Origin of the sequence: Leclercia sp. M-A074-M (assembly GCF_965195605.1) — a bacterium.
Lineage (GTDB): Bacteria > Pseudomonadota > Gammaproteobacteria > Enterobacterales > Enterobacteriaceae > Enterobacter.
The window spans coordinates 13875-27936 of record NZ_CBDAHM010000017.1; the positions used below are offsets into that span (position 1 = coordinate 13875).

Annotated in this window: 15 protein-coding genes and 1 riboswitch; of the genes, 6 read left to right on the forward strand and 9 right to left on the reverse strand. The window is 58.2% G+C overall.

From position 1 onward, the window contains the following. Positions 1 to 30: 30 nt before the first annotated feature. From thiH to rsd, 7 genes are all read right to left on the reverse strand, one after another. The gene (thiH, locus tag ACOKCT_RS22170; protein ID WP_103177804.1) at positions 31 to 1164 is read right to left on the reverse strand and encodes a 2-iminoacetate synthase ThiH; all 1134 of its coding nucleotides are present in this window, start codon (positions 1162 to 1164) and stop codon (positions 31 to 33) included. Further along, a complete protein-coding gene (gene thiG, locus ACOKCT_RS22175; RefSeq protein ID WP_103177805.1) occupies positions 1161 to 1931 on the reverse strand; it encodes a thiazole synthase in 771 nt (256 codons plus the stop codon). The genes thiH and thiG overlap by 4 nt, the downstream gene beginning before the upstream one ends. A 1-nt stretch (position 1932) precedes the next feature. Then, positions 1933 to 2133 carry a sulfur carrier protein ThiS gene (gene thiS, locus ACOKCT_RS22180; protein ID WP_103177806.1) on the reverse strand — a complete coding sequence of 67 codons (201 nt, stop codon included), beginning with the start codon at positions 2131 to 2133 and terminating at the stop codon, positions 1933 to 1935. Next, positions 2117 to 2872 (reverse strand): HesA/MoeB/ThiF family protein, encoded by a 756-nt coding sequence (locus ACOKCT_RS22185; RefSeq protein ID WP_103177807.1) that lies wholly within the window; start codon positions 2870 to 2872, stop codon positions 2117 to 2119. The genes thiS and ACOKCT_RS22185 overlap by 17 nt, the downstream gene beginning before the upstream one ends. Further along, positions 2865 to 3500, reverse strand: a complete 636-nt coding sequence (gene thiE, locus ACOKCT_RS22190; RefSeq protein ID WP_103177808.1) for a thiamine phosphate synthase — start codon at positions 3498 to 3500, stop codon at positions 2865 to 2867. Before thiE ends, ACOKCT_RS22185 begins: the two co-directional genes overlap by 8 nt. After that, positions 3500 to 5395: a phosphomethylpyrimidine synthase ThiC gene (gene thiC, locus ACOKCT_RS22195; RefSeq protein WP_103177809.1), complete on the reverse strand. Its 1896-nt coding sequence runs from the start codon at positions 5393 to 5395 to the stop codon at positions 3500 to 3502. Before thiC ends, thiE begins: the two co-directional genes overlap by 1 nt. Before the next feature lie 78 nt (positions 5396 to 5473). Then, positions 5474 to 5582, reverse strand: a riboswitch (TPP riboswitch). A 53-nt stretch (positions 5583 to 5635) separates the two neighbouring features. After that, positions 5636 to 6133 carry a sigma D regulator gene (gene rsd, locus ACOKCT_RS22200; protein ID WP_103825473.1) on the reverse strand — a complete coding sequence of 166 codons (498 nt, stop codon included), beginning with the start codon at positions 6131 to 6133 and terminating at the stop codon, positions 5636 to 5638. A 95-nt stretch (positions 6134 to 6228) separates the two neighbouring features. Between rsd and nudC the strand changes: the two genes are divergently transcribed. From nudC to ACOKCT_RS22230, 6 genes are all read left to right on the forward strand, one after another. Further along, positions 6229 to 7002 carry an NAD(+) diphosphatase gene (gene nudC, locus ACOKCT_RS22205; RefSeq protein ID WP_103177811.1) on the forward strand — a complete coding sequence of 258 codons (774 nt, stop codon included), beginning with the start codon at positions 6229 to 6231 and terminating at the stop codon, positions 7000 to 7002. Positions 7003 to 7042: 40 nt separating this feature from the next. Further along, positions 7043 to 8107, forward strand: a complete 1065-nt coding sequence (gene hemE, locus ACOKCT_RS22210; RefSeq protein ID WP_159340490.1) for a uroporphyrinogen decarboxylase — start codon at positions 7043 to 7045, stop codon at positions 8105 to 8107. 9 nt (positions 8108 to 8116) lie between these two features. Further along, entirely contained in the window at positions 8117 to 8788 is a 672-nt protein-coding gene (gene nfi, locus ACOKCT_RS22215; protein ID WP_103177813.1) for a deoxyribonuclease V, read from the forward strand. Positions 8789 to 8829: 41 nt separating this feature from the next. Continuing rightward, positions 8830 to 9420 (forward strand): YjaG family protein, encoded by a 591-nt coding sequence (locus tag ACOKCT_RS22220; RefSeq protein ID WP_103177814.1) that lies wholly within the window; start codon positions 8830 to 8832, stop codon positions 9418 to 9420. Positions 9421 to 9606: 186 nt separating this feature from the next. Then, positions 9607 to 9879, forward strand: a complete 273-nt coding sequence (gene hupA, locus ACOKCT_RS22225) for a nucleoid-associated protein HU-alpha (protein ID WP_032615913.1) — start codon at positions 9607 to 9609, stop codon at positions 9877 to 9879. An 11-nt stretch (positions 9880 to 9890) separates the two neighbouring features. Beyond that, positions 9891 to 10583 (forward strand): DUF1481 domain-containing protein, encoded by a 693-nt coding sequence (locus ACOKCT_RS22230; protein ID WP_103177815.1) that lies wholly within the window; start codon positions 9891 to 9893, stop codon positions 10581 to 10583. Between the two features lie 43 nt (positions 10584 to 10626). Here ACOKCT_RS22230 and purD read toward each other — a convergent pair whose 3' ends face one another. Together purD and purH are read right to left on the reverse strand one after the other, a co-directional pair. After that, positions 10627 to 11919, reverse strand: coding sequence for a phosphoribosylamine--glycine ligase (gene purD, locus ACOKCT_RS22235; RefSeq protein ID WP_103177816.1), 1293 nt, complete (start codon positions 11917 to 11919; stop codon positions 10627 to 10629). A gap of 15 nt (positions 11920 to 11934) precedes the next feature. Beyond that, positions 11935 to 13524 (reverse strand): bifunctional phosphoribosylaminoimidazolecarboxamide formyltransferase/IMP cyclohydrolase, encoded by a 1590-nt coding sequence (gene purH / locus ACOKCT_RS22240; RefSeq protein WP_159340489.1) that lies wholly within the window; start codon positions 13522 to 13524, stop codon positions 11935 to 11937. Positions 13525 to 14062: the final 538 nt, after the last annotated feature.

The following is a 14062-nucleotide window of genomic DNA, read 5'->3' on the forward strand; positions in this document are numbered from 1 at the left end:
CGTAATAACTTCACCGGATTACCGTTTTTTTCAGCCTGATTGCGAGGCGCGTCCCAGCCAGCTGTCCCAGTCTTTCCAGACCGGCTGCAATCCCTGCAGACTGAGCGCCTCGGCGACAGCCTCCGGGCGACGGTTGTCGTGCGGCGCAAACTGCTCCAGCTCGGGATGATCATCGGCATAGCCGCCGGGCTGGGTTTTTGAAAAGGCGCTGACGTTATTAATCGCCAGAGGAATGACGCGATCGCGAAACGCGGGGGATTCCCGGGTGGAGAGCGACAGCTCCACCTCCGGTGCCAGCAGACGAAACGCGCAGATAGTCTGCACCAGCTGGCGTTCATCCATGATCGACGCGGGCTGGATCCCGCCGGCGCAGGGGCGCAGCCGGGGAAAAGAGATTGAATACCGGCTCTGCCAGTAGTGCTGCTGCAGCCACAGCAGATGTTCCGCCACCATAAAGTTATCGACGCGCCAGCTGTCGGAAAGCCCGGTTAGCGCCCCGAGGCCGATCTTGTCGATCCCGGCGCGTCCCAGCCGATCCGGGGTCTCCAGCCGCCAGAAGAAATCCTGCTTTTTACCTTTCAGATGGTGCTGGGCGTATACCGTTTCATGGTAGGTCTCCTGATAGACCAGTACGCCGTCCAGCCCCAGCGTTTTCAGTTCGCCATATTCTGCTTCTGACAGCGGTTGTACTTCCATCTGCAACGAGGCGAACTGGCGGCGAATCGCCGGGATATGGCGGCGAAAATAGTCCATTCCGACCTTGGTCTGGTGCTCACCGGTGACCAGCAGCAGGTGCTCAAACCCCATCTCGCGGATCGCAGCGCACTCCCGGGCAATTTCGTTTTCATCCAGCGTTTTGCGCTTGATGTGGTTGCTCATGGAGAAGCCGCAGTAGGTGCAGTCGTTCGCGCAGAGGTTGGAGAGATAGAGCGGAACATAAAAGCTCACCGTGTTACCAAAGCGCTGGCGGGTCAGCCGCTGGGCTCGCTGCGCCATCGGCTCCAGATAGCCACTGGCGGCGGGGGAGAGCAGGGCCATCATATCTTCGCGGGTAAGCTGGCGGGCGTTTAACGCGCGCTCCACATCCGCAGGAGTTTTACTGTTGATGCGCAGGCGAATATCGTCCCAGTCGAGCTGGCGCCAGCGATCGGTAAAGGTTTTCATGATAACGCCTCCAGAAAGCCGGTTAACGGGCTGGTGGCATGGGCTTCAACGCTCCGGGCGCCGGGGCCAGACTGCCGTGCCAGCACGCCAGCCTCCACCGCCAGACGAAACGCCCGCGCCATCATCACCGGATCGTCCGCGACCGCAATGGCAGTGTTGACCAGTACGGCGTCGGCACCCATCTCCAGCGCCTGCGCGGCGTGGCTGGGTACGCCGATCCCGGCATCGACGATCACCGGCACGGTCGCCTGCTGAATAATGATCTCCAGCATCGCGCGGGTTTCCAGCCCCTGATTGGAGCCTATCGGTGCCCCGAGCGGCATCACTGCCGCACAGCCTGCCTCTTCGAGCCGTTTGCACAGCACCGGATCGGCGCCGCAGTAGGGCAGCACGGTGAATCCCTCTTTCACCAGCATCTCTGCCCCCTTTAGCGTCTCGATGGGATCGGGCAGCAGCCAGCGGGCGTCGGGATGAATCTCCAGTTTGAGCCAGTGCGTTCCCAGCGCCTCGCGCGCCAGTCGGGCCGCGAATAGCGCCTCTTCCGCGGTTTTGGCGCCGGAGGTATTGGGCAGCAGGCTGACGCCCGCCTCCAGCAGCGGCGCCAGAATGGCGTCGTTGTGATTACGCAGATCGACCCGCTTCATGGCCAGCGTCACCAGCTGGCTGCCGCTCTCCCGGATCGCGTCCACCATCAGCTGCGGCGAGGCGAATTTTCCCGTGCCGGTAAACAGATGTGAATCAAAGGTTTTATCAGCAATACGTAACATCTTAGCCTCCGGCAATCACCTGAAAGAGCAGGATCTGATCGCCTTCGCGCACCTGCTGTTTTTCCCACTGCTCGCGCGGCAGGATCTGTTGATTCAGGGCCAGCGCGACCCCGGGTTTTAACTGGCATAGCTGGGAGAGCAGGGTGGCGACGGTCAATCCCTCCACGCACTGCATCGGTTCGTCGTTAAACAGGATCCGCATGCCGCCCTCCACACACCTGGCATCCGCTGGCGTGCTGCAAAGCCAGCTGCCGCCAGCTTCCCGCCCGGGCGTCGAACAGGCGTAGCGTATTGCGCGTGGCCTCGATGCCGCTGAGCAGCTTGATCGCCTCCAGCGCCTGCAGGGTGCCCATCACGCCAACCACCGGCCCGACAATACCCGCGGTGCGGCAGTTACGCTGCGGCTCTTCATCATCCGGCCACAGGCAGCGGTAGCAGCCCTGGGTCCAGGGGGGCGTGAGCACCATCATCTGTCCGCCAAAGCCCACGGCGCTGGCGGTGATAAGTGGCGTATTGAGCATCACACAGGCGGCATTGATCGCCTGACGGGTAGCCATGTTATCGGTGCAGTCCAGCACCACGTCGGCGCGAGCAATCTCCTCCTGCAGCGCGCTGCCTGCCAGGCGGGTCTGCAGGGCGATCAGCCGGATGTCGGGATTAAGCTGCTGTAGGCGACGCTCTGTCACCTGCGCTTTTGGCTGGGCGATATCGTCGGTGGTAAAGAGGATCTGGCGCTGCAAATTACTCAGATGCACCTCATCATTGTCGGCCAGCACCAGGGTGCCGATCCCGGCGCCGGCCAGGTAGAGCGCCGCCGGGGCGCCTAACCCGCCCAGGCCGACCACCAGCACCCGGCTGGCGAGCAGCTTTTGCTGCCCGTCGATGGCGATATCTTCCAGCAGGATCTGGCGGCTGTAGCGCATAAAGTCACGGTCATTCATCGCCCGCCCCCGCCAGTTGCAATAGCTGTGTTGTCGCCGCCTGCCAGTCGTCGGCCTGAGTAATGGCGCTCACCACCGCGATGCTCCCTACACCGGTCGCCAGAACCGCGGGCGCGCGTTCGAGACTGATACCGCCGATGGCGACGGTGGGGTAATCCCCGAGCCGGTCGATATGGCGGGCCAGCTGTTCCAGCCCCTGCGGGGCCGATGGCATCTGCTTGGTTTGGGTCGGGAAAACGTGCCCCAGCGCGATGTAGGAGGGACGCGCCGCCAGCGCCACGTCGATCTCCATATCGTCGTGGGTCGACACGCCGAGACGCAACCCGGCAGCCCGAATGGCCTCAAGCTCGGTGGTCTCCAGATCCTCCTGGCCCAGATGGACACCGTAAGCCTGGTGCTTGATCGCCAGGCGCCAGTAGTCATTGATAAACAGGCGGGCGTCGTAGCGACGCCCCAGAGCAATGGCCGTGATGACGTCGGCTTCTACCTCATCGTCCTGTTTATCTTTAATGCGCAGCTGGATCGTCTTTACGCCCGCAGCGAGCAGGCGTTCGATCCACGCCACGCTGTCGACCACCGGATAGAGCCCCAGATGAAAGGGCACCGGCGGAAAGTTGGGTTGATACATTACGCCTCCTCTTTTTTGAGGTAGATTTCGCCGCCCCGGGCGCGGAAGGTTTCCGACATATCGGCCATGCCCACTTCGATGGTCTGCGCGGCGGCGTAGTCACGTACCTCCTGGCTGATTTTCATCGAGCAGAATTTTGGCCCGCACATGGAGCAGAAGTGCGCCACTTTGCCGGACTCCTGCGGCAGGGTTTCGTCGTGGTAGGCGCGGGCGGTGAACGGGTCGAGGGCGAGGTTGAACTGATCTTCCCAGCGGAACTCGAAGCGCGCTTTTGACATGGCGTTATCGCGGATCTGCGCCCCCGGATGGCCCTTCGCCAGATCGGCAGCGTGGGCGGCAATTTTGTAGGTGATCAGCCCCTGCTTTACATCCTCTTTGTTTGGCAGGCCGAGGTGCTCTTTCGGCGTGACGTAGCAGAGCATGGCGCAGCCGAACCAGCCGATCATCGCCGCGCCAATCCCCGAGGTGAAGTGGTCATAACCCGGTGCGATATCGGTGGTCAACGGCCCCAGGGTATAGAACGGCGCTTCGTGGCAGTGCTCCAGCTCTTCGGTCATGTTGCGGCGGATCATCTGCATCGGCACGTGGCCCGGGCCTTCGATCATCACCTGCACGTCATACTCCCAGGCGATTTTGGTCAGCTCGCCCAGGGTGTGCAGCTCGGCAAACTGCGCCTCGTCGTTGGCATCGCGAATGGAGCCCGGACGCAGGCCATCGCCCAGCGACAGCGACACGTCGTACGCGGCGCAGATCTCGCAGATTTCGCGGAAGTGTTCATAGAGGAAGTTTTCCCGATGGTGGGAGAGGCACCATTTCGCCATGATTGAACCGCCGCGGGAGACGATACCGGTCAGGCGCTTAGCCGTCATCGGCACGTAGCGCAGCAGCACGCCGGCGTGGATGGTGAAGTAGTCGACGCCTTGCTCGGCCTGCTCCAGCAGGGTATCCCGGAAGGCCTCCCAGGTGAGATCTTCGGCGATGCCGTTCACTTTCTCCAGCGCCTGGTAGATGGGCACCGTACCAATGGGCACCGGGCTGTTACGCAGGATCCACTCGCGGGTTTCGTGAATATAGCGCCCGGTAGAGAGGTCCATCACCGTGTCCGCGCCCCAGCGGGTCGACCAGACCAGTTTCTCCACCTCCTCTTCGATAGACGAGGTGACCGCTGAGTTACCGATGTTGGCATTCACTTTCACCAGGAAGTTACGGCCGATAATCATCGGCTCCGACTCCGGGTGGTTAATGTTGGCCGGGATAATGGCGCGCCCGGCAGCGACTTCGTCACGGACAAACTCCGGGGTGATGTTCTCCGGCAGGCGGGCACCAAACCCTTCGCCCGGATGCTGGTGGCGCAGCACGTCGGTACGGATGCGCTCGCGGCCCATGTTTTCGCGAATGGCGATAAACTCCATCTCCGGGGTCACGATCCCCTGACGGGCGTAGTGCAGCTGGGTGACGCATTTGCCCGCTCTGGCACGTTTCGGCGTAAGAAGGCCGGTGAAGCGCAGCTCGTCCAGACCATCATCGGCCAGGCGCTCCCGGGTGTAAGCTGAGCTTTGTTCGGTTAGCGCTTCGCAATCGTTACGTGCGTCAATCCAGGGTTGGCGCAGTTTCGCCAGCCCCTGCTGCACGTTGATGGTTATCGCCGGATCGCCGTACGGGCCGGACGTGTCGTAGACCGGCACTGCTTCGTTCTCTTCAAACTGGGGAGCCTCTTTGCTGCCGCCGACGAGCGTCGGACTGAGCTGGATCTCGCGCATGGGCACGCGAATATCCTCCCGGGAGCCGGTCAGATAGATGCGTTTTGAGTTAGGGAAAGCGGTGCCTTCCAGGGTGTCGATAAAGTGTTGGGCTTGTGCGCGCTGTTCGCGGCGGGTCAATTTTGTGGCAGACATAGCTCGTTCCAGAAAGTGAGGAAGTGGCTTGTCAGACGACGGATGAAGCAAGAGAGGATCGCCCGGCGGCGATACATGAACAGATTGACTCTTGTTCCCTTCGCAGGTTTTAACCTGATCAGGTTCCGCGGATCCCGAATTAACGGTCTCAGCCCGGCTTTCGCACTGGGCACTCCGACAAGAATGTGCTCCCCTACAGCGGGAGCAGTAAATGTAAATTACGCGTTAACGATAAATAACTCAAGCCGGTCGGGCGACGTTATCTTCGTTACTCGCTTTCAAATTGTGATCCAGCGCAAGGGCGATCAGGTTGTCTTCCAGCGTAAACCGCTGCTCCAGCGCCTCGCCGATATCAGAGAGGGCCTGCTGAAATTCCAGATAATTATCCTGATCGATGGCATTCTCGAGCGTGGAGTCGTAATAATCCATGATTTGCTGGGTATTGGCTTCCAGCAGAGGATAGAGTTTGGTGGCCGCTAAAAACGGACTGTTACCTTCCATTTCACCGATAATACGCTCATAAATATTGAAATGGCCGTTAGAAAGGTAGTCGACCAGGCTCTGACAGAAATCGTCCAGCGCTTTTTCGTTCAGGCGCATATAGGACTCTTTGCCCGGTTTAATGCCAACAAGGTTGTAGTAGGCAACAAGCAGATGTTTCCGCACGTGCAGCCAGCGATCGACCAGGTTGTTACATCCGCCAACGCGTTCTGTCAGGTTTTCTAGCTGGTTTAGCATGTTTGACTCCGCAAGGTTAAGATTAAAAGCTGCCCACCCAAAATGTAATAGTATTGTTACCAACATGCCTGTGAAGCAAAGGTAGTGCAATAGATATGGATCGTATAATTGAAAAATCGGATCGCGGCTGGTGGTTAGTCAGCCATGAACAAAAATTATGGTTGCCCGGTGGTGAATTACCACATGGCGAGGCCGGAAATTTCGATCTTGCGGGTCAACCCGCACTTAATATCGGGGAGTGGCAGGGCGATCCTGTGTGGTTGATCCAACAAAATCGCCGTCACGATATGGGATCGGTACGCCAGGTGCTCGATCTCGATGTGGGTCTGTTCCAGCTGGCCGGGCGTGCTGTGCAGTTGGCCGAGTTTTATCGCTCGCATAAATACTGCGGCTACTGTGGTCACACCATGCACCCAAGCAAAACCGAGTGGGCCATGCTCTGCGGCCACTGCCGCGAACGTTACTACCCGCAAATCGCGCCGTGCATCATCGTCGCCATTCGTCGTGAAGAGACCATCCTGCTGGCGCAACACACGCGTCATCGTAACGGGGTGCATACCGTGCTGGCCGGGTTTGTCGAAGTGGGCGAAACGCTGGAGCAGGCTGTCGCCCGGGAAGTGATGGAAGAGAGCGGCATCAAGGTGAAGAACCTGCGCTATGTCACCTCCCAGCCGTGGCCGTTCCCGCAGTCGTTGATGACCGCTTTTATGGCCGAATATGACAGCGGCGAGATCGTCATCGACCCGAAAGAGCTGCTGTCAGCCGACTGGTATCGCTACGACGATTTACCGCTGCTCCCGCCGCCAGGCACCGTGGCGCGTCGCCTGATAGAAGATACCGTGGCAATGTGTCGGGCCGACTATGAATGACGTGATACACTGGGGACAAGACGCTTAAGGAACTGCAAAAATGACCGAACTGAAGAACGATCGTTATCTGCGTGCGCTGCTGCGCCAACCCGTTGATGTCACCCCGGTATGGATGATGCGCCAGGCGGGTCGCTATCTACCGGAATATAAAGCCACCCGGGCGCAGGCAGGCGATTTCATGTCCCTGTGCAAAAACGCGGAGCTGGCCTGTGAGGTAACGCTTCAGCCGCTGCGCCGCTACCCGCTGGACGCGGCGATCCTCTTCTCCGACATCCTGACCATCCCGGACGCGATGGGGCTTGGCCTGTACTTCGAAACCGGCGAAGGCCCGCGCTTTAGCTCGCCGATTAAGAGCAAAGCGGAGATCGACAACCTGCCTGTCCCGGACCCGGAGCAGGAACTCGGTTATGTGATGAACGCGGTGCGCACCATTCGCCGCGAGCTGAAAGGCGACGTGCCGCTGATTGGGTTCTCCGGCAGCCCGTGGACCCTGGCGACCTACATGGTCGAAGGGGGCAGCAGCAAAGCCTTTACCGTGATCAAGAAGATGATGTACGCCGATCCGCTGGCGCTCCATGCTCTGCTCGACAAGCTGGCGAAAAGCGTCACCCTCTATCTGAATGCCCAGATCAAAGCGGGCGCTCAGTCGGTGATGATCTTCGACACCTGGGGTGGGGTACTGACGGGTCGCGACTATCAGCAGTTCTCGCTCTACTACATGCATAAAATCGTTGATGGCCTGCTGCGTGAAAACGAAGGCCGTCGCGTGCCGGTAACGCTGTTCACCAAAGGCGGCGGCCAGTGGCTGGAGGCGATGGCAGAAACCGGCTGTGATGCGCTGGGCCTCGACTGGACCACCGATATTGCCGATGCCCGCCGCCGCGTGGGTGACAAAGTCGCCCTGCAAGGCAACATGGATCCGTCTATGCTGTATGCTCCGGCCGCCCGAATTGAAGATGAAGTCGCGACCATTTTGGCGGGCTTCGGTCAGGGCGAGGGCCATGTCTTTAACCTGGGGCACGGTATTCATCAGGATGTACCGCCAGAGCATGCAGGCGTGTTTGTGGAGGCGGTGCACCGACTTTCTGCCCAGTACCACCCGTAAGGAGTCGTTATGGATCTTGCGTCACTTCGCGCTCAACAACTTAAACTCGCTGCGTCTGTATCCCGTGAGGATCGTCTGGATAAAGACCCACCCTCGCTGATTGCGGGGGCCGATGTGGGGTTTGAGCAGGGGGGAGAGGTGACGCGGGCGGCGATAGTGCTGCTGACGTACCCCGACCTGGAACTGGTTGAGTATCAGGTGGCGCGGATCGCCACTACCATGCCGTATATCCCCGGCTTCCTCTCTTTTCGTGAATATCCCGCGCTGCTGGCGGCGTGGGATCAGCTCTCGCAAAGACCCGATCTGCTGTTCGTTGACGGGCATGGCATCTCCCACCCGCGCCGTCTCGGCGTCGCCAGCCATTTTGGGCTGCTGGTGGATGTCCCGACCATCGGCGTGGCGAAAAAACGCCTCTGCGGTAAGTTTGATCCCCTGTCGCCCGAACCCGGCGCGCTGGCACCGTTAATGGATAAAGGCGAACAGCTGGCGTGGGTCTGGCGCAGCAAAGCCCGGTGTAATCCACTGTTCGTCGCCACCGGCCATCGCGTCAGTACCGACACCGCGCTGGCGTGGGTGCAGCGCTGTATGCGGGGCTACCGGCTACCGGAGCCGACCCGCTGGGCCGATGCGGTAGCGTCCGGGCGTCCGGCGTTTGTTCGTTGGCAGGAAATTCAGCGCTGAATCAGGTAAACTGCGGCCAATTTTCGATTCGAGACATCATCATGTTACAAAACCCGATTCACCTGCGCCTTGAGAAGCTGGAAAGCTGGCAGCACGTCACATTTATGGCCTGTCTGTGCGAACGTATGTATCCGAACTATGCCATGTTCTGCAAGCAGACCGAATTTGGTGATGGTCAACTCTATCGTCGTATTCTCGATCTGGTGTGGGAAACGCTGACGGTTAAAGATGCGAAGGTAAACTTCGACTCCCAGCTCGATAAGCTGGAAGAGGCGATCCCGGTTGCCGATGACTATGATGTCTATGGCGTCTATCCGGCAATTGATGCCTGTGTAGCGCTAAGTGAACTGATTCACTCGCGTCTGAGTGGTGAAACGCTGGAACATGCCATCGAAGTCAGTAAGGCCTCTATTACTACCGTAGCGATGCTGGAGATGACCCAGGAAGGGCGTGAAATGACCGATGAAGAGCTCCGTCTGAACCCGGCCATTGAGCAGGAATGGGACATCCAGTGGGAAATTTTCCGTTTGCTGGCGGAGTGCGAAGAACGCGATATCGAGCTGATTAAAGGTCTACGCGCAGACTTGCGTGAGGCAGGCGAGAGTAACATTGGTATAAATCTTAACCAGTGAGACAACAAAACGTGATTTAACGCCTGTTTTGTCATGCCTCTACTCTTCCCTTCTGCCCCCCGTCTGGTCTACATTTGGGGGGCGAAAAAAAGTGGCTATCGGTGCGTGTATGCAGGAGAGTGCTTTTTTGGCATTTTCGTCGCACTCGATGCTTAGCAAGCGATAAACACATTGAAAGGATAACTTATGAACAAGACTCAACTGATTGATGTAATTGCGGACAAAGCTGACCTGTCTAAAGTACAGGCTAAAGCTGCTCTGGAATCCACCCTGGCTGCAATTACTGAGTCTCTGAAAGAAGGCGATGCTGTACAACTGGTAGGTTTCGGTACCTTCAAAGTGAACCACCGCGCTGAGCGTACTGGCCGCAACCCGCAGACCGGTAACGAAATCAAAATCGCTGCAGCTAACGTGCCAGCATTTGTTTCTGGCAAAGCACTGAAAGACGCAGTTAAGTAAGCCGCGTAGCAGTGAACAGTTTTATCGAGGGGGCGGTTTCGCCCCTTTTGTCTGTCTGGCGCCAGGTGACGGTGCTGGCAGGCATATTTGTATTAACCGCCTGTAGCCATGACTCCTCCCTGCCGCCTTTTACCGCCAGCGGCTACGCTGACGATCAGGGCGCGGTACGCGTCTGGCGTAAAGATTCAGATGACGAAGTGCATCTCCTCTCCGCGTTTAGCCCCTGGCACAGCGGCAGTACCACCACCAGTGAATATCGCTGGCAGGGCGATACGCTCGTCTGGATCGACGTAAACATCTACAGCAAAGTCCCCGAGCATGTGCGGGTACGCTTTGACGACCACGGTGAGCTGAGCTTTATGCAGCACGAAACCGGTGGCCTTAAACAGCAACTCTCTACCGATCAAATCGAGCTTTACCGCTACCGCGCCGCGCAGATTCGCCAGACCAGCGACGCGCTGCGACAGGGAAGGGTCGTGCTACATCAGGGGCGCTGGCATGTTGACGGCTCCGTGACAACGTGTGAAGGCCAGACCCTGAAGCCGGATCTCGATAGCTGGGCAACGGAACATATTGCACGCCGGCAGAGTCACTCCTCCATGGCAGTGAGCGTGGCGTGGCTGGAAGCGCCTGAAGGATCACAGCTGCTGCTGGTGGCGAACGAAGATTTTTGTACCTGGCAGCCGACAGAGAAGAGTTTCTGAAAATCCCCCTCCCTTGCGGGAGAGGGACTGGTGAAGGGGGGAGTTACTTCCCTTGCTCGCGCGCAATGGCGCGGTAACCAATATCGTTACGGCTGAAGCTACCGTTCCAGTGAATATCCGCCATCAGGGCATAGGCGCGTTGCTGCGCTTCTGCGACGGTGTTGCCCAGCGCCGTGGCGCACAGGACGCGGCCACCGTTAGTCAGCACGCGTTCGTCATCGGAGAGCTTAGTCCCCGCATGGAATACCTTCGCGCCTTCGATGGCTTCCAGCGGCAGGCCGTGGATCTCATCGCCGGTGTTGTAGTTGCCCGGATAACCGCCCGCCGCAATTACCACGCCCAGAGAAGCACGCTCATCCCACTCCGAGCGCTTTTCGTCCAGCTTGCCTTCGCAGGCCGCCAGGCACAGCTCCACCAGATCGGATTTCATGCGCAGCATGATTGGCTGCGTTTCTGGGTCGCCAAAGCGGCAGTTGAACTCGATAACCTTCGGGTTGCCCTGTTTGTCGATCATCAGGCCAGCATAGAGGAAACCAGTGTAGGTATTGCCTTCCGCCGCCATTCCTTTAACGGTAGGCCAGATGATGCGGTCCATGGTGCGCTGGTGAACTTCATCCGTCACCACAGGAGCAGGGGAGTAAGCCCCCATCCCGCCGGTATTCGGGCCGGTATCGGCATCGCCAACGCGCTTATGATCCTGGCTGGTGGCCATCGGCAGCACATGCTCGCCGTCGACCATGACGATAAAGCTCGCCTCTTCGCCATCAAGAAACTCTTCGATAACGATACGGTGGCCTGCATCACCAAAAGCGTTACCTGCCAGCATATCCTGAACGGCAGCTTCTGCTTCTTCGAGCGTCATCGCCACGATAACGCCTTTACCCGCTGCCAGACCGTCGGCTTTGATCACAATCGGCGCGCCTTTTTCACGTAAGTAGGCCAGCGCGGGCTCCACTTCGGTGAAGTTCTGATATTCCGCGGTCGGAATGTTGTGACGCGCGAGGAAATCTTTGGTGAAGGCTTTGGAGCCTTCGAGCTGCGCGGCGCCTTCGGTCGGGCCGAAGATGGTCAGGCCCGCGGCACGGAATGCGTCTACCACGCCAATGACCAGCGGCGCTTCCGGACCCACAATGGTCAGATCGATTTTTTCACTCTGGGCAAAGCTCAGCAGCGCCGGGATATCGGTTACGCCGATAGCGACGTTCTGCAGGGTAGGCTCCAGGGCGGTACCGGCGTTACCCGGTGCCACAAAGACGGTTTCAACCTGCGCAGACTGCGCCGCTTTCCACGCCAGGGCGTGCTCGCGCCCGCCGTTACCAATCACTAATACTTTCATTCTCTGCTCCGGGAATTAATGGCGGAAATGACGCATGTCGGTGAAGATCATCGCGATGCCATGTTCATCGGCGGCGGCAATGACTTCGTCGTCGCGGATTGAGCCGCCAGGCTGGATCACGCAGGTGATGCCCACTGCCGCAGCTGCATCGATACCGTCACGGAACGGGAAGAACGCGTCGGACGCCATGGCGGAGCCTTTAACTTCCAGACCTTCGTCGCCCGCTTTAATCCCGGCGATTTTCGCAGAGTAAACGCGGCTCATCTGGCCCGCACCTATACCGATGGTCATGTTCTCTTTCGCATAGACGATGGCGTTGGATTTCACGAACTTCGCCACTTTCCAGCAGAACAGCGCGTCACGCAGCTCCTGCTCCGTAGGCTGACGTTTGGTGACGACACGCAGATCTTTCTCGCTGACCATGCCCAGGTCACGATCCTGAACCAGCAGGCCACCGTTCACACGCTTGAAGTCGAGACCCGGAACGCGTTCCGCCCACTGACCGCAGACCAGCACGCGCACGTTCTGTTTTGTCGCGGTGATTTTCAGGGCGTCTTCGGTGGCCGAAGGGGCAATAATCACTTCAACAAACTGACGGGAGATGATCGCCTGAGCGGTTTCGGCATCCAGCTCGCGGTTAAACGCGATAATGCCGCCAAACGCTGAGGTCGGGTCAGTTTTGTACGCACGATCGTAAGCATCCAGAATAGAGGTGCTTACCGCGACGCCGCATGGGTTCGCATGCTTCACGATAACGCAGGCGGGCTCGCTGAACTCTTTCACGCACTCCAGTGCCGCGTCGGTATCCGCAATGTTGTTATAGGAGAGTGCTTTACCCTGCACCTGCTGCGCAGTGGCAACGGAGGCTTCTTTTACCTCTTCTTCTATATAGAAGGCAGCCTGCTGGTGGCTGTTCTCGCCGTAGCGCATATCCTGCTTCTTAATGAAGTTGAGGTTTAAGGTGCGGGAGAAGCGACCAGAGGGATCTTTGCTTTCGCCATGGTAGGCAGGGACCAGGCTACCGAAGTAGTTGGCGATCATGCTGTCGTAAGCGGCGGTATGTTCAAAGGCCTTAATGGCGAGGTCGAAACGGGTCTCGAGATTCAGTGAGCCTTCGTTGGCATCCATCTCTTTAATAATGGCGTCGTAGTCGCTGCTCTTTACGACGATGGCCACATCCTTATGGTTCTTGGCGGCGGAGCGCACCATGGTCGGCCCACCGATATCGATATTCTCTACCGCATCCTCCAGAGAGCAGCCTTCACGGGCAACGGTCTGGGCGAATGGATAAAGGTTAACAACCACCATGTCGATTGGCGCAATCCCGTGCTGATCCATAATGCCGTCATCCTGACCGCGACGTCCCAGAATGCCGCCGTGGACTTTCGGGTGCAGGGTTTTGACGCGTCCATCCATCATTTCCGGGAAGCCGGTGTAATCGGACACTTCGGTTACCGGCAGGCCTTTATCTGCTAACAGGCGAGCAGTACCGCCTGTGGACAGCAGCTCTACGCCACGTGCAGAAAGTGCCTGAGCGAATTCAACGATACCGGCTTTATCAGAAACACTGAGCAGAGCGCGGCGGATTGGACGACGTTGTTGCATGGTAAATCCCCTGGATTTGACGATTACAGAGAGCGTTAGGTGAATTTTCCCGATAAAAACTCAACTAACACACCTGGCGGGGCGCTTTATTTAGCGCGAGCATTTTAACGAAAACGTTTGCGCAACGCTCGCACATTTTCACTTTTTCGTCACGTTGTGGATAAGTCTGTGTGTAATCAGGTATAAGGCGGGCTTTTGCTGGGGAATGCAGCAGTCAGTCATTTTTATGACATTTAAGGGTTGCGGGCGGCGGAGAACTCCCTATAATGCGCCTCCATCGACACGGCGGATGTGAATCACTTCACACAGACAGCCGGGCCGGTTGAGGAGAAAAGCGAAAATAATCGCTTGACTCTGAAAGAGGAAAGCGTAATATACGCCACCTCGCAACGGTGAGCGAAAGCCGCGTTGCACTGCTCTTTAACAATTTATCAGACAATCTGTGTGGGCACTCAAAGTGACATGGATTCTTAATGTCTTCGGACAATAAATGAATACCAAGTCTCTGAGTGAACACGTAATTCATTACGAAGTTTAA

Bases quoted from the DNA above. Each gene is read 5' to 3' on its own strand.
- thiH (WP_103177804.1), bottom strand. From the start codon at position 1,164: ATGAAAACCTTTACCGATCGCTGGCGCCAGCTCGACTGGGACGATATT.
- thiG (WP_103177805.1), bottom strand. From the start codon at position 1,931: ATGTTACGTATTGCTGATAAAACCTTTGATTCACATCTGTTTACCGGC.
- thiS (WP_103177806.1), bottom strand. From the start codon at position 2,133: ATGCGGATCCTGTTTAACGACGAACCGATGCAGTGCGTGGAGGGATTG.
- ACOKCT_RS22185 (WP_103177807.1), bottom strand. From the start codon at position 2,872: ATGAATGACCGTGACTTTATGCGCTACAGCCGCCAGATCCTGCTGGAA.
- thiE (WP_103177808.1), bottom strand. From the start codon at position 3,500: ATGTATCAACCCAACTTTCCGCCGGTGCCCTTTCATCTGGGGCTCTAT.
- thiC (WP_103177809.1), bottom strand. From the start codon at position 5,395: ATGTCTGCCACAAAATTGACCCGCCGCGAACAGCGCGCACAAGCCCAA.
- rsd (WP_103825473.1), bottom strand. From the start codon at position 6,133: ATGCTAAACCAGCTAGAAAACCTGACAGAACGCGTTGGCGGATGTAAC.
- nudC (WP_103177811.1), top strand. From the start codon at position 6,229: ATGGATCGTATAATTGAAAAATCGGATCGCGGCTGGTGGTTAGTCAGC.
- hemE (WP_159340490.1), top strand. From the start codon at position 7,043: ATGACCGAACTGAAGAACGATCGTTATCTGCGTGCGCTGCTGCGCCAA.
- nfi (WP_103177813.1), top strand. From the start codon at position 8,117: ATGGATCTTGCGTCACTTCGCGCTCAACAACTTAAACTCGCTGCGTCT.
- ACOKCT_RS22220 (WP_103177814.1), top strand. From the start codon at position 8,830: ATGTTACAAAACCCGATTCACCTGCGCCTTGAGAAGCTGGAAAGCTGG.
- hupA (WP_032615913.1), top strand. From the start codon at position 9,607: ATGAACAAGACTCAACTGATTGATGTAATTGCGGACAAAGCTGACCTG.
- purD (WP_103177816.1), bottom strand. From the start codon at position 11,919: ATGAAAGTATTAGTGATTGGTAACGGCGGGCGCGAGCACGCCCTGGCG.
- purH (WP_159340489.1), bottom strand. From the start codon at position 13,524: ATGCAACAACGTCGTCCAATCCGCCGCGCTCTGCTCAGTGTTTCTGAT.